The organism is Streptomyces sp. NPDC005402 (assembly GCF_040606575.1).
Classification (GTDB): Bacteria; Actinomycetota; Actinomycetes; order Streptomycetales; family Streptomycetaceae; genus Streptomyces.
The window spans coordinates 550,551-576,121 of record NZ_JBEXFB010000001.1 but is presented as its reverse complement, the minus strand read 5'-3'; the positions used below and the strand labels follow the sequence as shown (position 1 = coordinate 576,121).

The 25,571-nt window shown below is 71.1% G+C and carries 17 protein-coding genes and 1 pseudogene; 11 read left to right on the top strand and 7 right to left on the bottom strand.

Features of this window, described 5'->3' with window-relative positions:
* Nucleotides 1-373: 373 nt before the first annotated feature.
* On the bottom strand, nt 374-2,155 hold the full coding sequence (locus tag ABZT02_RS02570; protein WP_356013428.1) for an ABC transporter ATP-binding protein: 1,782 nt from the start codon (nt 2,153-2,155) through the stop codon (nt 374-376).
* Nucleotides 2,152-4,002 (bottom strand): ABC transporter ATP-binding protein, encoded by a 1,851-nt coding sequence (locus tag ABZT02_RS02565; protein WP_356013426.1) that lies wholly within the window; start codon nt 4,000-4,002, stop codon nt 2,152-2,154. The genes ABZT02_RS02570 and ABZT02_RS02565 overlap by 4 nt, the downstream gene beginning before the upstream one ends.
* A 181-nt stretch (nt 4,003-4,183) precedes the next feature.
* On the opposite strand from ABZT02_RS02565, the gene ABZT02_RS02560 reads away from it, so the two are divergent.
* The 3 genes from ABZT02_RS02560 (at nt 4,184) to ABZT02_RS02550 (ending at nt 8,189) form a co-directional block, all read left to right on the top strand.
* Entirely contained in the window at nt 4,184-4,933 is a 750-nt protein-coding gene (locus ABZT02_RS02560) for a L,D-transpeptidase family protein (protein WP_356013424.1), read from the top strand.
* 56 nt (nt 4,934-4,989) lie between these two features.
* Nucleotides 4,990-6,609 (top strand): peptide-N4-asparagine amidase, encoded by a 1,620-nt coding sequence (locus ABZT02_RS02555; RefSeq protein ID WP_356013422.1) that lies wholly within the window; start codon nt 4,990-4,992, stop codon nt 6,607-6,609.
* Between the two features lie 167 nt (nt 6,610-6,776).
* Nucleotides 6,777-8,189: a cation:dicarboxylase symporter family transporter gene (locus ABZT02_RS02550; protein ID WP_356013420.1), complete on the top strand. Its 1,413-nt coding sequence runs from the start codon at nt 6,777-6,779 to the stop codon at nt 8,187-8,189.
* Between the two features lie 59 nt (nt 8,190-8,248).
* Here ABZT02_RS02550 and ABZT02_RS02545 read toward each other — a convergent pair whose 3' ends face one another.
* Nucleotides 8,249-8,686: a MarR family transcriptional regulator gene (locus ABZT02_RS02545; protein ID WP_356013418.1), complete on the bottom strand. Its 438-nt coding sequence runs from the start codon at nt 8,684-8,686 to the stop codon at nt 8,249-8,251.
* A 94-nt stretch (nt 8,687-8,780) separates the two neighbouring features.
* Between ABZT02_RS02545 and ABZT02_RS02540 the strand changes: the two genes are divergently transcribed.
* Complete coding sequence (locus ABZT02_RS02540; RefSeq protein ID WP_356013416.1) at nt 8,781-10,631, top strand: ABC transporter ATP-binding protein; 1,851 nt, start codon at nt 8,781-8,783, stop codon at nt 10,629-10,631.
* 62 nt (nt 10,632-10,693) lie between these two features.
* Nucleotides 10,694-11,542 carry an endolytic transglycosylase MltG gene (mltG, locus tag ABZT02_RS02535; protein WP_356013414.1) on the top strand — a complete coding sequence of 283 codons (849 nt, stop codon included), beginning with the start codon at nt 10,694-10,696 and terminating at the stop codon, nt 11,540-11,542.
* Nucleotides 11,543-11,555: 13 nt separating this feature from the next.
* Here mltG and ABZT02_RS02530 read toward each other — a convergent pair whose 3' ends face one another.
* Entirely contained in the window at nt 11,556-12,632 is a 1,077-nt protein-coding gene (locus ABZT02_RS02530) for an NAD(P)-binding domain-containing protein (protein WP_356013412.1), read from the bottom strand.
* A 39-nt stretch (nt 12,633-12,671) separates the two neighbouring features.
* Nucleotides 12,672-12,950, bottom strand: a pseudogene (locus ABZT02_RS02525) (hypothetical protein); the annotation flags it as partial.
* Nucleotides 12,951-13,062: 112 nt separating this feature from the next.
* Between ABZT02_RS02525 and ABZT02_RS02520 the strand changes: the two are divergent.
* From ABZT02_RS02520 to ABZT02_RS02495, 6 genes are all read left to right on the top strand, one after another.
* Nucleotides 13,063-13,491, top strand: a complete 429-nt coding sequence (locus ABZT02_RS02520) for a YjbQ family protein (protein ID WP_356013410.1) — start codon at nt 13,063-13,065, stop codon at nt 13,489-13,491.
* 208 nt (nt 13,492-13,699) lie between these two features.
* Complete coding sequence (locus tag ABZT02_RS02515) at nt 13,700-14,668, top strand: cyclase family protein (RefSeq protein WP_356013408.1); 969 nt, start codon at nt 13,700-13,702, stop codon at nt 14,666-14,668.
* Between the two features lie 130 nt (nt 14,669-14,798).
* Nucleotides 14,799-17,675, top strand: coding sequence for a SpoIIE family protein phosphatase (locus ABZT02_RS02510; protein WP_356013406.1), 2,877 nt, complete (start codon nt 14,799-14,801; stop codon nt 17,673-17,675).
* 136 nt (nt 17,676-17,811) lie between these two features.
* The gene (locus ABZT02_RS02505; protein ID WP_356013404.1) at nt 17,812-19,359 is read left to right on the top strand and encodes a sugar ABC transporter ATP-binding protein; all 1,548 of its coding nucleotides are present in this window, start codon (nt 17,812-17,814) and stop codon (nt 19,357-19,359) included.
* Nucleotides 19,356-20,462 carry an ABC transporter permease gene (locus ABZT02_RS02500; protein WP_356013401.1) on the top strand — a complete coding sequence of 369 codons (1,107 nt, stop codon included), beginning with the start codon at nt 19,356-19,358 and terminating at the stop codon, nt 20,460-20,462. Before ABZT02_RS02505 ends, ABZT02_RS02500 begins: the two co-directional genes overlap by 4 nt.
* Before the next feature lie 56 nt (nt 20,463-20,518).
* The gene (locus ABZT02_RS02495) at nt 20,519-21,679 is read left to right on the top strand and encodes a substrate-binding domain-containing protein (RefSeq protein ID WP_356013399.1); all 1,161 of its coding nucleotides are present in this window, start codon (nt 20,519-20,521) and stop codon (nt 21,677-21,679) included.
* Nucleotides 21,680-21,698: 19 nt separating this feature from the next.
* Here ABZT02_RS02495 and ABZT02_RS02490 read toward each other — a convergent pair whose 3' ends face one another.
* Entirely contained in the window at nt 21,699-24,197 is a 2,499-nt protein-coding gene (locus ABZT02_RS02490) for a SpoIIE family protein phosphatase (protein WP_356013397.1), read from the bottom strand.
* Between the two features lie 467 nt (nt 24,198-24,664).
* Nucleotides 24,665-25,537: an aldo/keto reductase gene (locus ABZT02_RS02485; protein ID WP_356013395.1), complete on the bottom strand. Its 873-nt coding sequence runs from the start codon at nt 25,535-25,537 to the stop codon at nt 24,665-24,667.
* Nucleotides 25,538-25,571 lie beyond the last annotated feature (34 nt).

The window sequence follows — 25,571 nt, the reverse complement described above, 5'->3', positions numbered from 1 at the left end:
GCCGCGCCCGCCGTCGCACGGTGCTGTCCGCGGGCGCTCCCTGAGCCGGTGCTGCTGTCCAGCCTTCCACCCCCCTTCGGGACTGCGCAACGGCACGTGGTCGCTGGGCCGGCCGGAGGGGGCCGGTCGGGGGCGCCGGTCAGGGGCGGACCAGGGTGTGGGCCGGGGCGGTGCAGGGCGGACCGGGGTGCGCCGCACTGGCCTTCGTCGGGGTGGGGCGTGCTGTGCGGGTGTCCGGAGGGGGCCTGCTGTGTCGTGCAGGTGCGGGGAGCACCGGGGTACGGGATGGAGCGCCCGTCGACCGTCGCCCAGCCTCCCGGCGCCGGCACCACGGCCCCCGGGTGTCAGGCCCCGCCCCGCCCCACCGACCCCCTCACCCGTGCCAAGACCTCCACAACGCCGCGTACGCCCCGTCCGCCGCGACCAGCTCGTCATGGCTGCCCAGTTCGGTGATGCGGCCGTTCTCGACGACGGCGATGACGTCCGCGTCGTGGGCGGTGTGCAGGCGGTGGGCGATCGCGACCACGGTGCGGCCGTCGAGGACTCGGGCCAGGGAGCGTTCCAGGTGACGGGCCGCCCGGGGATCCAGCAACGACGTCGCCTCGTCCAGGACCAGCGTGTGCGGGTCGGCGAGCACCAGCCGGGCCAGCGCGACCTGCTGTGCCTGGGCCGGAGTGACGGTCAGCCCGCCCGAGCCGACCTCGGTGTCCAGGCCGTCGTCGAGCGCGCGCGCCCACCCGTCCGCGTCGACCGCGCCGAGGGCCGCCCAGAGCTCGGCCTCCGTGGCGTCGGTCCGGGCGAGCAGGAGGTTGTCGCGCAGGGAGCCCACGAAGACGTGGTGCTCCTGGTTGACGAGGGCGACGTGCTCCCGGACCCGTTCGGCGGGCATCCGGGACAGCTCCGCCCCGCCGAGGGTGATCCGGCCGTCACGGGGCGCGTAGATGCCGGCGAGCAGTCTGCCCAGGGTGGACTTGCCGGCGCCCGAGGGGCCCACCAGCGCCAGCCTGGTGCCGGGCGCGACCTCCAGGGACACCTTGCGCAGGACGTCCACCCCCTCCAGATAGCCGAAGTGCACCCGGTCCGCGTGGACGTCCCGCCCCTCGGGAGCGAGCCCGGCGTCGCCACCGGCCGGCTCGATGTCCCGCACCCCGACCAGCCGGGCCAGCGACACCTGGGCCACTTGCAGCTCGTCGTACCAGCGCAGGATCAGCCCGACCGGATCGACCAGCATCTGCGCGATCAGCGCGCCCGTCGTCAGCTGGCCGACTCCGATCCAGCCCTGGAGGACGAACACCCCGCCGACCATCAGCACCGACGAGAGGATCATCACGTGGCTGACGTTGATGCACGGGAAGAGCACCGACCGCAGCCACAGGGTGTAGCGCTCCCAGGCGGTCCACTCCTTGATCCGCCGCTCCGACAGCTCGATGCGACGCGCGCTCAGCCGGTGCGCCTCGACGGTGCGTCCGGCGTCCACGGTCTCCGCGAGCGCGGCGGCCACGGCGGCGTACCCGGCGGCCTCCGAGCGGTAGGCGGAGGGCGCCCGCTTGAAGTACCAGCGGCAGCCGATGACCAGCAGGGGCAGGGCGAGCAGCACGGCGGCCGCCAGGGGCGGCGCGGTGATCACGAGCCCGCCGAGGAGCAGGGCCGCCCACACCACGCCGATCGCCAGCTGTGGCACGGCCTCGCGCATCGCGTTGCCGAGCCGGTCGATGTCCGTCGTGATCCGGGACAGCAGGTCACCGGTTCCGGCCCGCTCGAGGACGCCCGGCGGCAGGCCGACCGCCCGGACGAGGAAGTCCTCGCGCAGGTCGGCCAGCATGCGCTCGCCGAGCATCGAACCGCGCAGCCGTACCTGCCGTACGAACACCGCCTGGACGACCAGCGCGATGACGAACAGCCCGGCGGTCAGCTCCAGATGGAGTTCACGGGCCCCGTCCGACACCCGCTCGACGAGGTCGCCGAGGAGCCACGGGCCGACCATGGAGGCCACCACCGAGACCGTGTTGACGCCTACGAGGAGCGCGAAGGCGCGGCGGTGCCGGTGGAACAGTTCGGCCACGTAGGCGCGTACGGTCGCGGTGGCTCCGACGGGCAGGGTGTTCGCCGTTGTCGGTGCCGCCGGGTCGTAGGCCGGTGGCGCCACGCCGATCATGCTGTCTCCTCGATCTCTTCCAGTTCGTGCAGTGCGTGTTGTTCCTGCCGCGCGTGTTGTTCGTCCAGTACGTCGTGTGCGGGCCGTACGTCGTCGAGGGCGGCCTCTTCGTCCGTCTCGCGGGTGACGATCGCCCGGTACCGCGGTTCCTTGCGCACCAGCTCGCGGTGCACGCCGACCGCCACGACCTCGCCCTCGTGCACGAGCACCACGCGGTCGGCGTGGTCCAGGAGCAGCGGCGAGGAGGTGAACACCACGGTCGTGCGCCCGGCCCGCAGGTCCCGCACGCCTTGCGCGATCCGTGCCTCGGTGTGCGAGTCGACGGCGGAGGTCGGCTCGTCCAGGACGAGCACCTCCGGGTCGGTGAACAGGGACCGGGCCAGGGCGAGCCGCTGGCGCTGGCCGCCCGACAGGGACCGCCCGCGTTCGGTGATGCGCGCGTCCAGGGGGTCCTCGGCGTTCAAGGACCCCTGGGCCAGGGCGGAAAGCACGTCCGCGCACTGGGCGGCCGCGAGCGCCTCCTGGGCACCGACGTCTCCCGAGGCGGGCACGTCGAGCAGTTCGCGCAGGGTTCCGGAGAGCAGGACCGGGTCCTTGTCCTGGACCAGGACCGCCGTGCGCGCCGAGCCGAGCGGCAGCTCGTCCAGCGGCACCCCGCCGAGTAGCACCGACGTGCCTTCCTCCGAAGGGTGCCCGCCGAGGCGCTCGGCCAGCAGCCCCGCCGCGTCCGGGTCGCCGCACACCACCGCGGTGAGCCGGCCGGCGGGGGCGAGCAGACCGGTGGCCGGGTCGTACAGATCCCCGGTGGGCAGGCCGTCTCCGTCCCTGTCCCGGGTGCCCTCGGCGGACATGGCCCGCTCCAGCGACAGCACCCGGGCGGCACGCGTGGCCGAGGGCCGGGAGAAGGAGTACGCCATGGCGATCTCCTCGAAGTGCCGCAGCGGATAGGTGAGGATCATGACCGAGCTGTAGACGGCGACCAGTTCGCCGATCTCGACGCGGCCCTGCCGGGCCAGATGGACGCCGTACCAGACGACCGCGATCAGCAGAAGTCCGGGCAGCAGCACCTGGATCGCGGCGATCAGGGACCACATCCGGGCGCTGCGCACGGCCGCGTGGCGGACCTCCTGGGAGGCCTTGCGATAGCGGTCGAGGAAGAGCTCCTCACCACCGATGCCACGCAGTACCCGCAGACCGGCGACGGTGTCGGAGGCCAGTTCGGTGGCGCGGCCGGCCTTCTCGCGCTGGACGTCGGCGCGTCTGGTCGCGCGAGGCAGCAGGGGCAGTGCCGCGAGGGCCAGGAACGGCAGGCCCACGGCGACCACTGAGCCGAGTGCCGGCTGGTAGACGACCAGGCCGGCGCAGACCACGACGACGGTGACGGCCGCCGCGGTGAACCGTGACCAGGCCTCCACGAACCAGCCGATCTTCTCGACGTCACCGGTGGAGACGGCCACGACCTCGCCGGCCGCGACCCGCCGGGTCAATGCCGAGCCCAGGTTGGCGGCCTTGTGGGCCAGCAACTGCTGGACGCGCGCGGCGGCCGTGATCCAGTTGGTGACGGCGGTGCGGTGCAGGAAGGTGTCGCCGAGCGCGCTGCCGAGGCAGCACAGCGCCAGCAGGCCGCCCGCCAGGGCGAGTCGGCGGCCGGAGTGGTCGACGACCGCCTGGATGGCCACGCCGACGCAGAAGGGCAGCGCGGAGATGGACAGGAAGTGCAGCAGTCCCCAGGCCAGGGATTTGAGCTGTCCGCCCAGCTGGTTCCTGAAGAGCCACCACAGGAACCGGGAGCCCGAGCGTGCGTCAGGCACTCCCGGGTCGGGATACGGAAGGTCTTGGATCTGCATGACGTGTGACGTCCCAGTGGCTCGTGTCAGGGGGGTGGGAGGGAGCCGCACACGGCGGCTGCAAACCGTGAAAGGTTCGCCGCAGAGCGTGGTCGGAGGCAACAGGTTTTCCGCCGCGCCGCACAGATCCGGCTGCGCCTGCGGAATCGGCCTACCCGGACCGTGGTGCGACCATGGAGCGATGCGAGACGCAGGCGCACGGCGTGCCGTGGTGACGGCGACGGTCCTGGGAGCACTGCTGATCCCCCTGGGAGGCTGCGGCGGCCCGGGCCCGGCACACACCGGTGACACCCGCACCCGGGCCGCGGCCACACCCGCCGATGACCCGGCCTACAAACCCGCGGACCGACCCACCCGCATCCCTGACGTCGGTGACCGTCTCCAACGCCGCATCCCCGCCGCCTCCCGCCAGGTCGTCGCGGTCTACGGCGACGACAAGGACTCCCCGGACGCCACCGTCGTGCTCTACACCAAGCGCGGTCCCGGCTGGGATCGCGTCCGTAGCTGGCCCGCGCACAACGGCAAGAAGGGCTGGACCACCGATCACCACGAGGGCGACAGACGCAGCCCCGTCGGCGTGTTCACGTTGAGCGACGCGGGCGGCGCGCTCCCGGACCCCGGGGCCCGGCTGCCGTACACCAGGTCCGCCGCCATCGCGGCCCCGCGCTGGTGGCCCAGGTCCTACTGGCACGACTTCGACTACGTCATCGCCATCGACTACAACCGGGTCGAGGGCACCCCGCCGAACAACCAGACACGGCCCGGGGGTTATGGCAAGGGCGGCGGCATCTGGCTGCATATGGACCACGGCCGCGGTACGTCGGCCTGTGTCAGCGTGTCCAGGGAGGCGATGCGGTATCTGCTGCGCACGCTCGATCCGGACCGGCATCCCGTGGTGATGATGGGGGACAGGGCGCACCTGTTGGACTGAGGCCGTTGGGGGAGGCGTCATTGCGGGAGATGCCCGACTCGCCGTAGAACACGGCCATGAGAAGACAGATCGTCATGTCCATGCTCGCCGGAGCGACCCTCCTGGCGAGCACCCTGCTCGGAGCGGCACCCGCCCGGTCCGCGGAGGCCCCATCGCCGGCACCCCGATCGGCCGACGCCCCCGCCGAGTTCGGCACCGACTGGCACGACCCCATCACCGCCGCCCCGCCCGTCACCAGACCCTCGGGCAGGTCGTGCCACGTCACGGTCGCCGAAGCGCAGTTCCGCGACTTCACCCCGTACACCGGCACCTACACCCCGCCGAAGGGCTGCGGTGACCGCTGGAGCAAGGTCGTGCTGCGCATGGAGGGCAAGGTCAGGGGACGGCAGTTCGACCGGCTCGGGTATCTGCACATCGGTGGGGTGGAGATCTTCCGTACTTCCACACCGCAGCCCTCGCCCGACGGTATCGAGTGGTCCGTCGAGAAGGACGTCACGCGCTACAGCGACACGTTCCACGCCCGCCACGACGTCGAGATGCTCATCGGAAACGTCGTCGACGACACGTACACCGGGATCATCGACGTGAAGGTCACGCTCACCTTCTACCAGGGGCGCGAGGCCTCGGCGCCGGACCGTGTGCTGACGCTCGACAAGGACACCCTGACCACCCCGCGCAACAGCGAGCGCATCGTCACCGAGGTGTACGCCACCGGCTCGGGCGGCGGCTGCGAGGAGTACTGGTACCTGTCGGTGCCGTCGAACGCGCCGTACTCCTGCCAGGCCGACGGCGGCCCCTACCGCGAGGTGCAGATCAAGGTGGACGGCCGACTCGCGGGTGTCGCCGCCCCCTTCCCGACCGTGTGGACCGGTGGCTGGTCCAATCCCTTCCTCTGGTACGTCGTCCCGGGCCCCCGCGCCTTCGACATCAAGCCGATCGAATACGACCTGACCCCCTTCGCCGGCGCCCTCAACGACGGGCGCCCGCATCGCGTGGAGGTCGCGGTCGTCGGCGTTCCCGAGGGGCAGCCGGGCTGGAGCACCCCGGTGAACGTCCTCGTCTGGCAGGACGCCAAGCGCGCGCACGTCACCGGGAAACTCACCGCGCACACCAGCGGCGACCTCGCCGACACCTCGACGTACACGCCCGGTTCGGAACATCGTGTGGACACCGAGGGTGACCACCGATTCACCGTCACCGGATACGTCGACACCTCGCACGGCCGGATCACGACCACCGTCCGCCGCTCGCTGGCCAACACCTCCACCCACCGCTGGGCCGACGGCGAGAACCCCGACACGCTCAAGGCGACCTGGACGGACGACGAATCGGTCACCGTCGACGGCCGCGGCCCGGCCCGTACCACCCGCACCCACCGCACGTACACGATGGACGGCACGACCACCATCGGTGCGGGCGACCGGCTGCGCACCGTGCTGACCCTCGGTGACCGCGCTGACGTCACGATGACGCGGGCGGGACACCGCACGGGGTGGTACCGGCTCGACGACACCTACGCGGGCGACGCGACGTACACGATCAATGTCCCGCGCGACCAGCGGCACGCCGTCGGTACGACGAGCGAGCGGTATCGGATCCGCGGCTCGGCCGGTTGCTACGACTGCTTCCTCACCACCGTCCAGGGGGTGCTGACCGAGGAACGCAGCGGCTGCTGAGGCGAGTTGTGTGCGATGCGTCACAGGTGGGGTGATTTACGCGGGTGAAACGCGACGGTCTCGCGCGTGATCGACGGGCCCTCCAGAGTAAGCGCCACGGAAGCCGCTTTCCGTATCGCAGAAGTCTCCCCGGACTGCTGCGCGTCCCCGTCGCTCAAGGAGTGCCCGTGCCGCCGTCCGTCCCGTCCCTTCCGCGACGCGTCGCACGCATACTGCGTACCTCTCTCTTCGCGCAGGTGGTCTGCGCGCTCGTGCTCGGCATCCTCGTCGGAAAGCTGTGGCCCGGCTTCGCCTCGGACCTCCAGCCGCTCGGCGACGGCTTCACCCGGCTCATCAAGACGATCATCTCGCCGCTCGTGTTCTGCGTGGTCGTCGTCGGCATCGCCAAGGCCGGTGACCTGAAGGCGTTCGGCCGGATCGGGCTCAAGGCGCTGATCTGGTTCGAGGTCGCGAGCACGCTCGCGCTGGTCATCGGTCTGGTCGCCGCCAACGTGATCCAGCCCGGCTCGGGGATGCACGTCGACCCGGCCACGCTCAACACCGCGGCCGTCGACGCCAAGACGGGCGGCGGCCACCTGCCGTCGACGACCGAGTTCATCGTCAACGCGCTGCCCACCAGTTTCATCGGCGCCTTCGCCGAGAACTCCCTGCTCCAGGTGCTCGTCCTGGCCTGTCTGGTGGGCGCCGCACTGCTGCACCTCGGCCACACCAAGGTCCCGCAGGTGCTGCCCGCCATCGAGCAGGCCCAGGAGATCATCTTCGCGGTCGTCGGCTTCGTGATGCGTCTCGCGCCGATCGCGGTCTTCGGTGCGATGGCCGTCCTGATCGGCCAGTACGGCCTCGGCGTCATCGAGACCTACGCGAAGCTGATCGTCCTGTGCTACGCGGCCGCCGCCCTCTTCATCGTGCTGCTCGCCGTCGCGCTCAAGGCGGTCACCGGGCTCAGCCTCTGGAAGTTCCTGCGCTACATCCGCGAGGAGATGCTGCTCGCCCTCGGCACCGCCTCCACCGAGTCCGTCATGCCGCGCGTGATGCAGAAGCTGCGCAAGGCCGGCGCCCGCGACGACGCCGTGGGCCTGGTCCTGCCGACCGGCTACTCCTTCAACCTCGACGGCGCCTCGCTCTACCTCTCCATCGGCACGCTGTTCATCGCCCAGGCGGTGGGCGTCGACCTCAGCCTGGGCGAGCAGATCACCGTGGTCCTGGTGCTGATGCTGACCAGCAAGGGCATGGCGGGCATCCCCGGCTCGGCCTTCCTCGCGCTGTCCGCCACGGCGTCCTCGCTGGGCGCGATCCCCGCCGGAGCCGTCGCCCTGCTCCTCGGCGTGGACCGCATCATGGACTCGATGCGCGTCGTGACGAACCTGCTGGGCAACTGCGTCGCCGTCTTCGCGGTCTCCCGCTGGGAGGGGGCGCTGGACATCGACAGGGCGAGGAAGGTGCTGGGCGGCGAGGTCGTGCCCGAGGTGGAGGGAGAGCCCGTACCGGCTCGGACCGCCGAGGAGCACGTACCGGCTCGGCCCGCCGAGGAGCACGTACCGGCTCGGACCGCCGACGATCCGGTAGCCGAGGTCAGCTGACACCGGTCCTCCGAACGGGGCGTGGCCACCACTTCACCAAAGTGGTGGCCACGCCCCGTTCAGCACGGTCCGTCCGCCAACGTGTCCAGCAAATGGCCCAGCACCTCACGCTGTTCGCCCGACAAGGGGGCCAGGATCTCCTCCGCGGCGGCCCTGCGTACGTCCCGCAGCTCCTGAAGCGTCTTCACGCCGTCCTCGGTGAGCTCGATGCGGATCACCCGTCGGTTGGCCGGATCGGGCACGCGTCGGACCTTGCCGCCGGCCTCCAAGCCGTCGACGAGGCTCGTCACCGCACGCGGCACCACCTCCAGCCGCTCCGCGAGATCGGCCATGCGGGGCGGCCTCTCCCAGTGCGCGAGGGTGCGCAGCAGCCGGGACTGGGCCGGAGTCACGCCGAGACCGCGCTCGTGAAGCTGGCGCTTCTGGATGCGGTGCACCCGGCGCGTGAGCCTGAGCAACTGCTCGGCCAGCAGGCTGTCGGAATCGGGCGTGGTCATGCGGGAACAATATCAGGACCTCATTCATTGTGAGCATAGGTAACAATGAGCTAGGCTCCCTCAGTCCGCTTCACCTCACCTTCCGTAGGAGACCATGCCCCGCGATCACATCGACTGGACCCCCACCCCCGGCACCTCGACCGACCAGCCCCGTCAGGTGCGCCGCATCCTCCGGCTCTTCAAGCCGTACCGCGCCAAGCTCGCCGTGGTCGGCCTGCTGGTCGGCGCCTCCTCCCTCGTCACCGTGGCCACTCCGTTCCTGCTGAAGGAAACGCTGGACGTGGCCATCCCCGAGGGCCGCACCGGACTGCTCAGCCTGCTCGCGCTGGGCATGATCCTCAGCGCCGTCCTCACCGGCATCTTCGGCGTCCTGCAGACCCTCATCTCCACGACGGTCGGCCAGCGCGTCATGCACGACCTGCGCACCGCGGTATACGGCCGCCTCCAGCGCATGTCGCTCGCCTTCTTCACCCGCACCCGCACCGGCGAGGTGCAGTCCCGCATCGCCAACGACATCGGCGGTATGCAGGCCACCGTCACCTCGACCGCCACCTCCCTGGTCTCCAACCTGACCAGCGTGATCGCCACGATCATCGCGATGGTGGCCCTCGACTGGCGCCTCACCGTCGTCTCGCTGCTCCTGCTCCCGGTGTTCGTGTGGATCAGCCGCCGGGTCGGCAGGGAACGCAAGAAGATCGTCACCCAGCGCCAGAAGCAGATGGCCGCGATGGCCGCGACCGTCACCGAGTCGCTCTCCGTCAGTGGCATCCTGCTCGGCCGCACCATGGGCCGCTCCGACTCGCTCACCCGGTCCTTCGCCGACGAGTCCGAGGGCCTGGTCGACCTCGAAGTGCGGTCGAACATGGCCGGCCGCTGGCGCATGGCCGTCATCGGGATCGTCATGTCCGCGATGCCCGCCGTCATCTACTGGACCGCGGGCATCGCCCTCCAGGCCGGCGGCCCCGACATCTCCATCGGCACCATCGTCGCCTTCGTCTCGCTCCAGCAGGGCCTGTTCCGCCCGGCCGTGAGCCTGCTGTCGACCGGCGTCCAGATCCAGACCTCGCTCGCGCTCTTCCAGCGCATCTTCGAGTACCTCGACCTGCCGGTCGACATCACCGAGCGGGAGAACCCGGTCCACCTCGACCGCGTCAAGGGTGAGGTCCGCCTGGAGAAGGTGGAGTTCCGCTACGACAGCGACCACGACGGCGACGAGGACAAGCGGGGCCCCATCCTCGACGGCATCGACATCGACGTCCCGGCGGGCAGCAGTCTCGCGGTCGTCGGCCCGACCGGCGCCGGCAAGTCCACGCTCGGCTATCTGGTCCCGCGGCTCTACGACGTGACGGGCGGCCGGGTCACCCTCGACGGGGTCGACGTCCGCGACCTCGACTTCGACACCCTCGCGCGCGGCATCGGGGTCGTCTCGCAGGAGACGTACCTCTTCCACGCCTCGGTCGCCGACAACCTGCGCTTCGCCAAGCCGGACGCGACCGACGAGGAGATCGAGCAGGCGGCGCGGGCGGCCCAGATCCACGACCACATCGCCTCGCTGCCGGACGGGTACGAGACGGTCGTGGGCGAGCGCGGCCACCGGTTCTCCGGTGGGGAGAAGCAGCGCCTGGCCATCGCGCGGACCATTCTGCGAGACCCGCCCGTCCTCATCCTGGACGAGGCGACCAGCGCGCTGGACACCGGGACCGAGCACGCCGTGCAGGAGGCCATCGACGCGCTCTCGGCCAACCGCACCACCCTCACCATCGCGCACCGCCTGTCCACCATCCGGAACGCCGACCAGATCGTGGTCCTCGACTCGGGCCGGGTGGCCGAGCGCGGCACGCACGAGGAACTGCTGGAGCAGGACGGACGGTACGCGGAGCTCGTACGCCGGGACGCCCGGCTGGAGCCCGCACCCGGGGACGCACAACTGGAACCGACCAGCTGAACCAAAACCGACAAGCCGAAGATATGCCTGGTTTGTGACGATATGCGGGTTACCGTGCCCGCATGCACAGGAACACTCCGCCACGGAGCACGATTCGACTGACGCGCCGGGGCCGACTCGTCCTCATCGCGACCGGGGCCGTCGTGGCCGGCACCGCCGTGGCGGTGCCGCTGCTCAGCCTGCGGGGCGAGGGGCAGAAGGAGCCGACCACCCTGGTGATCCCGGAGGGCCGGCGGGCCGGGCAGATCTACGACGCCGTCGACAAGGCCCTCGCCCGGCCTCCGGGCACCACCAAGAAGTCTTTGGCCAAGGCGAACCTCAAGCTGCCCAACGAAGCGGAGGGCAACCCGGAGGGCTACCTGTTCCCGGCGACGTACCCACTGGAGCGGAACGGGAAGAAGACGACACCCGAGGCGCTGCTCTCCTTCATGGTCGACACCGCGAACAAGAAGTTCAACGGCGCCCCCATCGCGGCCGGCGCACAGCGCAACGCGATGAACGTCTACCAGGCCGTCACCATCGCGAGCATCATCCAGGCCGAGGCGGCGACCGAGGCCGACATGGGAAAGGTGGCCCGGGTCATCTTCAACCGCCTGGAGCGCGGGATGCCGTTGCAGATGGACTCCACCATCAACTACGGGCTGAACCGTTCCACCCTGCGCACGACCGGTGCCGACACCCGGATCGACAGCCCCTACAACTCGTATCAGCGCATGGGTCTGCCGCCGACCCCGATCGACAACCCGGGCGAAGACGCGATGCGCGCGGCGATCAACCCGACGCCGGGCGACTGGCTGTACTTCGTGACGGTGAAGCCGGGGGACACCCGCTTCACGAACAGCTTCGAGGAACACCGGCGCAACGTGGCCGAGTTCAACAAGAACCAGAAGGACGCGGCCAAGTCGGGATGACGTCGACGGCGCCTCAGGCAGCGGCGGCCTGCGCGGCCAGGAGCCGTCTGATGTCCCGTACGGCCGCACGGCCCGCGCGATTGGCGCCGATGGTGCTCGCCGACGGGCCGTAACCGACGAGATGGATCCGCTCGTCGGCGACCGCGCGCGTGCCCTCGACCCGGATCCCGCCACCCGGCTCGCGCAGCCTCAGCGGGGCCAGATGGTCGATGGCGGCCCGGAAGCCGGTCGCCCACAGGATCACGTCGGCGTCCACATGCCGCCCGTCGTTCCATGCCACGCCCTCGGGCGTGATCCGGTCGAACATGGGCTGCCGGTCGAGGACCCCGTCCGCGATCGCCTGGCGGACCGCGTCGTTCAGGGGCAGTCCGGTCACCGACACCACACTCTTCGGCGGCAGCCCCTGCCGTACCCGTTCCTCGACGAGCGCCACGGCCTCCCGGCCGACGTCCTCGGTGAAGGGGCCCTCCCGGAACACGGGTTCGCTCCTGGTCACCCAGGTGGTGGCGGCCGCGTAGGGAGCGAGCTCCATGAGGTGCTGGGTGCCGGACGCGCCCCCGCCCACCACGACCACCCGCAGCCCGGCGAACGCCTCGGGCCCGGGATACCGCGCGGTGTGCAACTGCCGCCCCCGGAAGGTCTCCTGGCCGGGATAGCGCGGCCAGAACGGCCGGTCCCAGGTGCCCGTCGCGTTGATCAGCGCCCGCGTCGACCAGTCCCCGTCCGAGGTCTCCACGAGCAGCCTCCCGCCACCGCCCTCCCGCACCGCACGGACCTCGACAGGGCGGCGTACGCGCAGGTCGAAGGTTTGCTCGTACGCCGTGAAGTACTCGGCGATCACCTGCGAGGACGGCCGCTGCGGATCGGCGCCGGTGAGCTCCATCCCCGGCAGCGCGTGCATGCCGTGGACCTTGCCGTACGTCAGCGACGGCCACCGGAACTGCCAGGCGCCACCGGGGGCGGGGGAGTGGTCCAGGACCACGAAGTCGCGCTCCGGCTCGAAACCGGAGCGGCGCAGGTGGTAGGCGCTGGACAGACCCGCCTGACCAGCGCCTGCGACGACTACCTCGACCTCGCGCGTGTTGTTCACATTTCTACTAACTGTGGCGAGGCCGTCGATCTTCCCGTGTCAACCCTCGGAGGGGCGGGGCGCGGAGGTCGACGCCGGCGGATCGCCGTTGCATCGCGTGTCCACGAAGTTCCCGAAGTCCACCTTCTTCAGCGCGCTCGGCGCAGCCACCTGGAAGGTCAGGCCGTTGGTGTTGCCGTCCCCGGTGGTCAGCACGCGACCCTGCTTCGCCTGGAGGATCTGCGAGGTGTACGGGTCCCACACCGCCCACGCGTCGACCTTGCCGGAGGTGGACGCGGCGAGGGCGTCGGCCGGCTATAGATACTTGACCTTCACGTCGCCCGGACCCGGCCCGGCCTTCTCTCGCGGACTGGACCGTCGTATCGCGCGATGAGCCGTGCATGGCGAAGGGGAGACGAGTGAATCCGGCGCGAGGGGTGAGGATGGGGGCATGTCAGACGCTTTCACCACCCGAGTCCTGAACGTCTCCTCCGGTTCGTCGGAGCGGATCGTCGACCTCACCGGCGACTGCGCGGCCTTCCTGAGGGAGGCCGCGGCAGGCCGAGACGGTCTCCTCAACGTCTTCGTCCCGCACGCGACAGCGGGCGTCGCGATCATCGAGACCGGCGCCGGCAGTGACGACGACCTCCTGGCCGCCCTCCACACCCTGCTCCCCGCCGACGACCGCTGGCAGCATCGCCACGGCAGCCCCGGCCACGGCCGCGACCACGTCCTCCCGGCGATCGTGCCTCCGCACGCCACCCTGCCGGTGGTGAACGGGCAGCTGGAGCTGGGTACTTGGCAGTCGGTGTGCCTGGTGGACACGAACAGGGATAATGCGGAACGGAAGGTGCGTTTCTCGTTTCTTGCGGGCTCCTGACTGCAACCTCGGTCTCTGGGCGCACCCCCCTGCGGGCACACTCCTCCAAGAGCACCCGTGAATGTGTGAAGCTGGTTTTCCGATCACGAGGACGGCGCTTCTCCGTGTCACGGCGTCAGCCGGGCGCAGACCCCGTAAGCCCGATCCGTGTCGCGTCCGGTGACGTCCTGCCGTCGGAGCCGTTCCAGCCTGGGAGCGGTGAGTACAGATGAGTCCGAGTTCCGCCGATGCCGCGAATCCCGCGCCGACCGGCGTCGGTAATGGGCCCGCTGTCTCCCGTCGGGAGTTCGACGCACTCTTCGAGGCGGTTCGAACGTGGGGTCGCTGGTCCCCGGCCGACCGCGGTGCCTGGAACCGGGTCACCGCGGACCATGTGCGGCGGGCCGCAGCGCGCGTGCGGACCGGGACGGTCATCCCGCTGGCGCTGCCGTGGAACACCCGGCCGGGCCCCGGCAACCGCAAGCCTGCCCTGCACCACATGACCGACCTCGGTGACGTGGAGGCGCCGGAACCCTCCACCCACAAGGACTTCATCGCCGCCGACTACCACGGCAAGGGCATCACCCATCTCGACGCGCTGTGCCATATCGCCTATCGGGGGCAGCTCTACGACGGCCGCACGGCACACGAGGTCGTCGATGCCGCAGGCGCCCGCTTCGGCGCGGTGTCGACGCTCGGGTCCCTCGTCACGAGGGGAGTGCTCCTCGACCTGCCCGTCGTCCTCGGGATCCACTGGTTGGAGCCGGGGCGAGCCGTGCACGCCAAGGACATCATCGTTGCGGAGAAGGCGCTCGATGTGACGATCGGCGATGGCGACGCGGTACTGCTGCGCTCCGGACACGTCCGGCGCCGCGAGGAACTCGGCGCCTGGGACCCCGACACGGCCAGCGCGGGCTTTCATGTGGACGCCCTGCCGCTGCTGGCCGAGCGTGGCATCGCGCTGCTCGGTGGAGAGGGCGACAGTGACGTACGGCCTTCACCGGTGGACGGCGTGCACTCGCCGGTCCATGCCCTGGCTGTGGCCGCGATGGGGGTGCCACTGCTGGACAACCTCGACCTGGAAGCGCTGTCCGCCGCGACCGCGACGGCGGGGCGCTACGACTTCATGCTCGTCGTGGCGCCGCTGAACGTCCCGGGCGGGACGGGCTCGCCCGTCAGCCCGGTCGCGGTCCTGTGACACCGATCCGGTCCGGTCACCATGTGTGAGGGGCCTTGTGGACGGTGACGCGCGCCCCCAATACCCGTATCCTCGTCCATATCAGACATTTCAGAAGGGTTGACTGTCGAAGGCGCGAGTGAGGCGGAGCGTGGTCCGGGCCGGCGAAGATCCGATACCGACGGGGCGTGCGCCAGGCGGCACGGGGCCCGCCAGTTTCCGTGAGCGGTTCCTGCAGGGCGAGCCGGTCGAGACGGGTGTGCGCACGTCGATCCTGGATTCCTGGCGGCGCTGCCGGACCCTGGGGCTGTCGCCGGACCAGTCCGACCTTCCCTTCCGGGAGGACTTCGATCCTGACGGGCGGATCGTCCGCGCGGCCGCTCCGGTGCTCGACCGGCTGCAGGCCACGTTCGCCGGCAGCGCGATGAACATCTCCGTCGCCGATGCGAGCGGGACGGTTCTCCTGCGCCGTTTCGGAGAAGCGTCGCAGGCCAGAGTTCTCCCGGCCATCCAGAGTGTCCCCGGGTTCGTGTTCGCCGAGAAGGTCGCAGGTACCAACGGCATCGGTCTCGCCCTGGCCGAGCGCCAACCCATCCGTGTCTACGGTGCCGAGCACTTCGCCGAGCGCTCCCAGGGCAGTGCCTGCCGCGCGCTTCCCGTGCGCGACCCGCTCAGCGGCCGCATCGAAGGCGTCCTGTGCTTCGGCTATCCGCGCAGCGCCGAGGACCCGTCGCTGGACACCGTGATACGCAAGGCGGCCGAGACCATCGAGCGGCGGCTGCTGGGGCAGAGTTCCTCGCGTGAGCGCGCTCTGCTGCAGGCCTACCTGGACAGCGGAGCCGAGGCCGCCGCAGGTCTTCGACACCGCGTCGGGGCGCGGGAACTGGCCGCGGAGATGAGCCCCCGCGACCGGGCAATCCTCATGGAGAAGGCCGCCGAGCTGATCGCGTGCGCGCAGCGGGCCTATGTCGACGTGCCCCTGTCCGACGGCCGTCGGGTCACGCTCGTGAGCCGGCCGATGACGAGTGCCTCCGGAGTGGAGGGCTTCGCCATCGAGGCCGTTGTCCCCGGTCCCTCGCCGCGCGAGCCCCACGCCTTCCCGCATCAGGTCCACGAGCGGCTGGGCCTCCCTGCCGAGCTTGCCGTCGCCACCTCCCTCAACTTCTCCGGGTCCGTTCCCGACCTGGCGCCCGGGCGGCTCCACGTCACCCCGCCGTCGGAGTATCTTCCCGGCACGGAGCACGGCCCTGCCGCCGTGGGCGTCGAGCGCGTCACGGCCGGCGACGGCGCGACGGGCGAGCACTCCGACTCCCCGCCCCCGGCCAGGGGGCTCATGATGGTGGGGGAGCCGCACGTGGGGACCTACGCCCTGGCCGCGCGCCGCCGCCTGGAAATGTTGTCCGAGGCCGGGGTCCGCATAGGCACCACCCTGGATGTGCGCAGTACCGCCCGGGAGCTCGCCGAGTCGGCGGTGCCGCAACTGGCCGACTTCGTCACCATCGACCTGCCGGAGGCCGTGCTTCGTGGCGAGGAGTCCGCCGATCCCCGCAATGACCTACGCCGTACGGTGCTCCACGGCATCCACGACGACTGTCCCTTCCATCCGGCCGGCAAGCAGATCGACTACGGTCCGACGATGCCGCAGTCGCGGTGTCTGACGAGCGGCCAGGCAGTGCTGGAACCTGACCTGAAGGATGCGGCGGGCTGGTTCGGGCAGGATCCTGAGCACTCCGCACAGCTGCTGCGCCACGTCCACTCCCTCATCGCGGTGCCCCTGGTCGCCCGCGGCGCAGTCCTGGGCGTGGCCTGCTTCTACCGCGCGCAGGACTCGCCGCCGTTCGGGGACGACGACCGGACGCTGGCCCAGGAACTGGCCGTCCGTGCCGCACTGTCCATCGACAACGCCCGGCGCTACACGCGCGAACGCGCCATGGTCCTGGCCCTGCAGCGCAGCCTGCTCCCGCACGGTGTGCCCGACCAGGACGCCGTTGAGGTCGCCCATCGTTACCTGCCCGCCGAATCCGACGTGGGAGGGGACTGGTACGACGTCATACCCCTGTCCGGCAGCCGTATCGGGCTCTTCGTCGGCGACGTCGTCGGCCACGGCATGCTCTCTGCCGCCACCATGGGGCGGCTGCGCACGGCCGCCCGCAGTTTCGCCGAACTCGACTTCCCCCCGGACGAGGTCCTCACCCACCTCGACAAACTCGTGGGACGCCTGGACCGGGAGGACCCCGGCGCCGTGGACGCGGGCATCATCGGCGCGACCTGTCTCTACGCCATCTACGACCCGACCACACAGCAGTGCACCATGGCCCGGGCCGCCCATCCCCCGCCCGCTCTGGTCCGCCCCGACGGCACCGTGTGGTTCCCCGACCTGCCCGCCGGACCCCCGCTCGGCCTCGGCGGTCTGCCGTTCGAAGCCGCCGAGCTCGACCTCCCTGAGAACAGCCAGCTGGTCCTCTACACCGACGGGCTCATCGAGGACCGTCACCGCGACGTCGACGTGGTCCTCGATCAGCTGCGCGCCACCCTGGCCCGAGCGGACGGCACGCCCGACGAGACCTGCGAGGCGATACTCGACTCCGTAGCCCCCGCCCATCCCTGCGACGACATCGCCCTGCTCGTCGCCCGCACCCACGCCCTGGACCCCCAGCGGATAGCCACCTGGGACCTGCCCGCGGATCCGGCCCTGGTCAGCGAGGTCCGCGCGTCCGCTACCCGGCAACTGGCCGACTGGGGACTCGACGAGGCCGCGTTCGCCCTCGAACTCGTGCTCAGCGAGCTGGTCACGAACGCCATCCGCCACGGCGCAGGGCCCATCCGGGTACGGCTGCTCCACGACCGCACCCTGATCTGCGAGGTCTCCGACACCAGCAACACCGCCCCGCACCTGCGCCGAGCGGCCGGCACCGACGAGGGCGGCCGCGGCCTGTTCCTCGTCGCGCAGCTGACGCAGAGCTGGGGCACGCGCTACACCCAGCAGGGCAAGGTCATCTGGGCCGAATGCGGGATCGAGGCGGCCTGAGGCGCCGACCCCGGCGATGCACTGCTCCGTCGGGGTCACAGACAGTGGCAGGATGCCGGAAGATGTGCCATATGTACGGCTAATGTCACTGATGCACATCAGGAAGAGCCCACCAGGCCCAACCCCGGAGAGGTCCGTGCACGAGGCCCACGACACCTCTGCGTACGCGGTCCCGCCCTTCGGAGCGGAACCTCTGGTCCGTGTCCGCGGACTTGCCAAGCGCTTCGGGGGAACCCTCGCGCTCGCCGGGATCGACCTCGATGTCCACGCCGGCAGCGTCCTCGCCCTCCTTGGTCCCAACGGAGCCGGGAAGTCCACGCTCATCAAGGTGCTCGCCGGCGTCCACCGCGCCGACTCGGGGCAGGTCACCGTGGCCGGGCACCCGCTCGGGAGTCACGCCGCCTCCCGGCACATGTCCTTCATCCATCAGGATCTCGGGCTGGTGGAGTGGATGACGGTAGCCGAGAACATCGCTCTGAGCACCGGGTATCCGCGCCGCGCGGGACTGATCTCCTGGCGGCTCACCCGAGAACACTGCATCGAGGCCCTGCGGGTCGTCGCCGGACATCTCGACCCCGACACGCCGATCTCGCGCCTCGCCCCGGCCGAGCGTTCGCTCGTCGCCGTCGCACGAGCCCTGGCGGCACGGGCGAGACTCATCGTCCTCGACGAGCCGACCGCCCGCCTGCCCGCCGCGGACTGCGCCCGGCTGTTCCGGGTGCTGCACACCCTGCGCGACCGGGGGCACGGCATCCTCTACGTCAGCCATCGCCTGGACGAGGTGTACGAGGTCGCCGACACCTTCGCCGTGCTGCGCGACGGACGCCTGGTCAGCCACGGCTCGCCGACGAGCCACACTCCTGCCCGTCTGGTGCGCGCCATCACCGGCGAGGCGCCGACCGCTCACCGCCCCGCCACCACCCCGGCCGGCGGTCCGGCCATCCTGACCCTGGACGGGGTGCGCACCCCCGACGCGGGACCGGTCAGTCTGGAGCTCCGGCGGGGGGAAGCCCTCGGCCTGGTCGGCCTCACGGGCGCCGGACACATGGGCCTCGCCCGAGCCCTCGCGGGCGCCCGGCCCCTCCTCGGCGGACGGGCCCTTCTCGGCGGTCGCCCGTACCGTCCCCGTACGGTCGCGGACGCCGTCGCACGGGGTGTCGCCCTCGTCCCCGGTGACAGACAGCGGGAGGGTTGCCTCGCCGAGCTGACCGTACGGGAGAACCTCCTGGCCAACCCCCGGGCGGGAGGCATGTCGGCGCTGCACTGGATCAGCCCTCGCCGCGAACGCGCCGAGGCCGGCACCCTGATCGAACGGTTCTCGGTGCGTCCGCACGACAGCGAGGCTGCCATCGCCACCCTGTCCGGGGGGAACCAGCAGAAGGTCATGATCGGCCGGTGGCTGAAGCCGGCCCTGCGCCTGCTGATCCTCGAGGAACCGACGGCGAGCGTGGACATCGGTGCCAAAGCCGCGATCCACCGCCTGCTCGACGAGGCGCTCGCCGCCGGCCTCGCGGTCCTCCTCATCTCCAGCGACTTCGAGGAGGTCGCGGGCGTGTGCCGGCGCGCCTTGGTCTTCGTCCGCGGATCCGTGACGACCGAGTTGACCGGCCCGGCCCTCACGGTCGCCGAGCTCACGCGGGCGGCTTCGGCCCTGCCCTCCTCCGGAACCTCGGCGAATCCGTGACCGGCTCCCCCTCTCCGGCGGGGCCCCCGCCACGGCCGCGTCGCTCGGGCTCACCGAGGCGACTCGCCCGACTGCACGGCCGGAGCGGGCAACTCATCGGCGCCTACGGCCTCCTGACCCTCACCGCCCTGCTCTTCCTGATCTTCTCCCTCACCCTGCCGCGTACCTTTCCCACCCGGGACACCGTCGACTCGATCCTGTCCAACCAGTCGATCCCGGCCGTCCTCGCACTCGCCGCTATGGTCCCCATCGTCACCGGCGCGTTCGACCTCTCCATCGGTTACGGTCTCGGCCTGGCGCACGTCATGGTGATGCAGCTCGTCGTGGGCGACGGGTGGCCCTGGCCGCTCGCCTGCCTCACGGTGATCGCCGGAGGGGGTGTCGTGGGCGTCCTCAACGGTGTCGTCGTCGAATTCGGACAGATCGACTCGTTCATCGCCACGCTCGGAACCGGCAGCATGATGTACGCGGTGACCGGATGGGTCACCGGCGGCGGCCGGATCGTCCCCGGCCCGCAAGGCCTCCCGGCCGCCTTCACCGACATCTACGACTCGACGTTCCTCGGCCTGCCGGTTCCCGCCTATTACGTGCTCGCGCTCGCGGTCGCCCTCTGGGTGGTTCTGGAGCGGCTGCCGCTCGGCAGGTACCTGTACGTCGTCGGGTCGAACCCGCGTGCCGCCGACCTGGTCGGCATCCCGACCCGCAAGTACACCGTCTACGCCTTCGCCGCGTCGGGACTGATCGTCGGCTTCGACGGAGTGCTGCTCGCGGCCCAGCAGCAGATCGGCAATCCCAGCGTCGGCCTCGACTACCTGCTGCCCGCGTTCGTCGGGGCCCTCCTCGGCTCCACCGCCATCAAACCCGGGCGCCCCAACGCCCTGGGCACCCTCGTCGCCGTCGCCGTCCTCGCCGTCGGTCTCACCGGCATCGCCCAGATGGGCGGCGATTTCTGGACGGTCCCGTTGTTCTACGGCGGCACCCTGCTCCTCGCCGTCGGACTGGCCGGCTACTCCGCTCGCCGCCGACTGCGCACCGGCGCGGTCGGCGCCCGCGATTCGCCCGCCGTGACACAGGACGACGGCACGCCGGGCAGCCCTCCATGACCCACGCCGCGGGCACCGCCAGAGTGCCCGGGCGGCATCCTCCGCAAGGAGCTTCCGTGCACCGCAACCGCAACACCCCCACCGTCCGTAACGCGCGGTCCGCCGGCACCGCCCTGGTGGCCGCGGTCTTCGTGCTGGCCGGCTGTGAACGCGGTTCGTCGAGCGGCCCGGCGCACTCCACCTCGGGACCGAGCGGCTGCCCCGCGGCCCAGACCAGGGCCGAGGCCGCCGTCAGCCGGGCGGAGCGGACCGACATCCCCTGGAACGGACCGACCAGCGGTCCCACCGCGGTGCCCGGCAAGACCATCGTCTACGTCGCCCAGACCATGACCAATCCCGGAGTCGCGGGCGTCGCGGACAGCGTACGGAGAGCCGCGCGCGTCATCGGCTGGCATATCCGGGTGATCGACGGTGGCGGTACCCCCGCCGGCATCCAGGCGGCGATGAGCGAGGCCGTGGACGTCAGACCCTCGGGCATCGTCATCGGGGGCTTCGACCCGGGCTCGACCTCGCAGCAGGTGGCGCGTGCGAACGCGGCAGGCATCCCGCTCATCGGCTGGCACGCGGTCGCTTCCCCCGGCCCCAGCCGGCGCCCCCAGCTCTTCACCAACGTCACCACCAAAGTCGAGGACGTGGCCAGAGTCAGTGCGCAGTGGGTCATCTCGAGCTCCGGCGGCACAGCCGGGGCCGTGGTCTTCACCGATGCCTCGGTCCCCTTCGCCAAGTACAAGTCCGACCTGATCAGGAAGGAGCTGGCCACCTGCGCTGGGGTAAAGCTGCTGGCGTACGAGAACATCCCGATCCCGGACGCCGGCAGCCGCACGCCCCGGGAGATCTCCTCACTGCTCTCCCGCTTCCAGGAGAGATGGACCCACTCCGTCGCCATCAACGACCTGTACTTCGCCGATGCCGCCCCGGCGTTCCGCGCGGCCGGCAGGAAAGGTTCCGGCCCGCCCTTCAACATCGGTGCCGGCGACGGCGACCCCTCCGCCTTCCAGCGCATCAACAGCGAGCAGTACCAGGCGGCCACCGTGCCGGAGCCGCTGTCCCTGCAGGGCTGGCAGATCGTCGACGAGTTCAATCGCGCCTTCTCCGCTCGGCCGGCCAGCGGGTATGTGGCCCCCGTCCACATCAGCACGGCCGACAACAGCCACGGCGCCACGACCTGGGATCCGGCGGGATACCGGGAGGCGTACCGGAAGATCTGGGGCACGTGACAGTGGCGGCAGGGACCGGTCAACGTGGCGGGGCGTACTCGGTGAGCAGGAGCGCGATGTCGTCCGCCCTGTCGGGGGAAGCGTGGCAGGCATCCCGCAGCAGCCCGTCGGCCAGATCGTCCAGGCCACCCCCGCCAAGGCGGGCCAGCGACCCCCGGAGTCGCTCGACGTCGGAGCCGATGTCCGAGTCGCGCCTCTCGATCAACCCGTCCGTATAGAGGGCCAGGACCGACCCGGGAGCGAGACGCAGCTCCGACTCCGGAAAGCGTGCCGACGCGTCGATGCCGAGCAGTGGGCCGCCGGGCACATCCAGGATCTTGGCGTGCCCGTCGGGCAGGCGCAGCAGGGGCGGGAGATGGCCCGCGCGGACGATGCGCACGATCCCCGAGCGGGGACGGATTCGGGCGTAGCAGCAGCTGGCGAGGAGCGCCGGGTCGAGGTCCATGTGGAGCCGGTTGGTGCCGGCGACGACGTCGCTCGGTCGGTGGCCGGCGGCGACGAAGGCCCGCATGGCGCTGCGCAGCTGGCCCATGGCGGCCGCCGCGGGAACGTTGTGCCCCTCGACGTCCCCGACGATCAGTGCGACTTCGTCGCCGGTGGGGATGACGTCGTACCAGTCGCCGCCGATGTCCATACCCCTGGTGCCCGGAAGATAGCGCCCGGTGACGTGCAGCCCCGGCAGAGTGGGCAGCCGGTGCGGCAGCAGCGCGTCCTGCAGGCCGCGGGCGAGTGCGAATTCGGCGTCGTAGAGTCTGGCGCGTTCCAGGGCCTGGCCGATCAGGCCGCCCAGTGCGGTGAGGACTCCGCGCTCCTCGTCGGGGAAGCGGTGGATGTCGTCGAAGCCGAGCATGCAGGCGCCGACCGGGTGGTTCGAGGCGATCAGCGGCAGGAACGCCCAGGAGTTGGTGTGCCCCACCATGAGCCCGGGATAGCTCTCGCGGAGCTGTTCCCGGGACTCGACGAAGAGCGGGACCCCGGAGGTCAGCGCGTCCGTCACGGGCAGCCGGGCGTGCAGCGGGGTGCCTTCGAACCGGGCGAGAAAGCGTTTCGAGTAGCCGCGCTGAGCGAGCAGGTGCAGACGCTGTTCCTCCACCACGGCGATCGCCAGTTTCTGGCCGCCGAAAGCCGGCAGCAACTGTTCGGCGACGGCATCGAACACCTCGTCCGCGGTGGCCGCCTCGGTGAGGGCGCTGCCCAGCGTGAGCACCCGGTAGAGGGAACCCACGCGGGGGGCCCCGGGCGGAGGCGCCAGGGAGATGGGCGGCCCCTCCTCGGTGACCGGTGTACCGGGTCCGGTGCCGGCCGGTAGGGGCTGCCGCACTCGTGAGGCCCATCCCGTCATGCCCTGAGCGCCCGGGTGGAGGGAGAAGACCAGCCACTCGTCCGGTGGGCGGCGGACCAGGAAGGAGACCGGTTGCTGGGAGACTGCGGCGGCTCGGTAGCGATCCTCGTACACGGGATCGGCCAGCCAAGGCAGCACGTCCCAGGGGCGCCGGCCGAGCAGTTCGTCCTGGCGGACCCGCAGCAGATCCTCCAGGCTGTGGTTGGCGTAGGCGAGGCGTCCGTCGGGAGAGAGCGCGAAGAAACCGTCCGCGAGTCGCTCGATCGCCGCCACGGCGGCCATGCCGCTCCCGGAGTCGAGCACGGCGCCGACCAGGTGGCAAGAGACCTCCGAGTCGTCGGGGCTCTCCGGCACCCGGCCCCACAGCTCGACGACGCGGTGCCCACCACGGCCGTCCAGGATACGTAGGTGGTGCGCAAGTAGGTGCCCCTCCTCGACCGCGGCACGGGCGGCGGACCGAAAGCCGGGCAGATCCGCCGGCTCGATGCAGGCCGCCAGCGTGGCCGCCAGACCGTCGAACGCGCGGGGCGGAATCCCGAAGATCGCGCACAGTTCGTCGTCGGCGGTGAGGGCTCCGGTGTCGAGGTTCCAGTCGAACAGGCCCACCCGGATGGCCGGAGCGGACGGCAGCGGGACCAGTATCGGAGCCGTCCGCTCGTCGTACTCGCCGAGGGTGCCGCGGGCCCGCAGTCCGGCGAGGGCGGTGCCCAGCCGGTCGGCGGCGGAGTGCAACTGCCCGCGCTGCGCCCTCGACAGTCCTGTCCCGTCCGGCTTGGGTGTCCACACCACGGCGATGGCGCCGAAAGTCCGCTCACCCGCCCGGACGGGGACCGATGCAGAGCCGAACGGGTAGGGCAGGGCGATCGAGAGCTGGGGGAAGCGCCGCATCGTCTCGTCCGCGCCGGCCAGGTGGACCATGCGCCCGGAGCGGCACGCCTCCGCCACCGGCATACGGCTGTTGACCGGGATCCGACGCCACCCGCTGAGCAGGGAGGGCGGTGTCCCGCAGGAAGCGGCCACGACGAGCGAGCGCTGGTCGCCGGAGAGCAGGAACACGCTTCCGGCGTGTGCTCCGGTGACCTCCACGGCATGGACCACGGCCCTGACCAATGCGTCGTCGCGCTCGGGCTCTTCGCCGACACCCGCGGCGCCGAGCGGGTACGAGCTCGATGCCATACCGTTGGCCGACACGCTGCCCTCGATCATCCATGGAGTGCTTTTCCCAGTTTAGGGTCATTCGCGCCTATTTGTTGCTGGATGTCGGGCCGGTACGGGTCAGTCGATTTTGTTCCCCCAGGCCGGACGGAGCGGGGGAACGTTCGCCAGGTTGCCCGATCATGAGCGAGAGCGAGTCGGCCGCCCCAGCGGAAGCTCCTCTCGCCACGCCTGTCAACCGTGGGCCCTCATGCTGAACCAGGGGTTGCCCTAACGGTGTTTGGTGGACACGAACAGGGACAACCCTCGACGCAAGGTGCGCCTCACGTTCCTCGCCGGTTCCTGAAGACCGGCCCCGGACGCGCCGACGTCACGGTCGGTCTGAACGGACCGGCGTCCGCCGCGCGTCCGCTGATCGGACCGGCACCACCCCGGCCGTGTGGGCCATCAGGCCGGCCAGGGGCAGCCGCCCCGGAGGCGCGGAGCGCTCATGCGAGGTCGGCGAGGTCCTCCGGTGTGAGGACGATCGACCCGGCGGCCATGTTCTCCGCCAGGTGGGTGGGGGACCCCGTGCCCGGGATGGCGAGGGTGACGGGGGAGGAGGCGAGCAGCCAGGCCAGGGCGATCTGGGGGACCGTGGCGCTGTGCCGTTCGGCGACCTTGACCAGGCGGTCGGCGGCGAGGTCGCTCGTGCCGCCGCCGAGCGGGAAGAACGGTACGAAGGCGATGCCCGCCTCCTCGCAGGCCGCGAGGAGCTCGGCGTCGTCGCGCTTGCCGGCGTGGAAGTTGTTCTGAACGGCTGCGACGGGCGCGATCGCACGGGCCTCGGCGAGGTGACCGCTGTCGACGTTGCTGAGGCCGAGGTGGCGGATCAGGCCCTCCTCGCGCATCGCGGCGAGCGTCTCGAAGCGTTCGGCGAGGGACTCGCCGTGCGGCGGCTCCATCCTGCCGACGCGCAGATAGACGAGGTCGAGACGGTCGACGCCCAGGGTTTCGAGGTTCGCCTCGATCATCGGGCGCAGGGCGGAGGGATCGGTGGTCAACTGAAGTCCGCCGTCGGGGGCGCGTGCGGGGCCGACCTTGGTGGCGAGGACCAGCTCGGCCGGGTAGGGGTGAAGGGCCTCCCGGATCAGGGCGTTGGCGCTGACGGTGCCGTCGGCGCTGCGGTAGAAGGAGGCGGTGTCGATGTGGTTGACGCCGAGCTCGACGGCGCGGCGCAGGACCGCGCGACCGGTTTCGGGGTCGCGGGCCGGGCCGGTGAAGCCGTTGGCGGACAGGCGCATGGCGCCGAAGCCGAGGCGGTTGACCGGCAGGTCGCCGCCGAGCAGGAAGTCGTGCGAGATGGGGGAGACGGGGCTCATGGTCGGTCCGTTCGGAAGATCGCCGCGGGGCGGG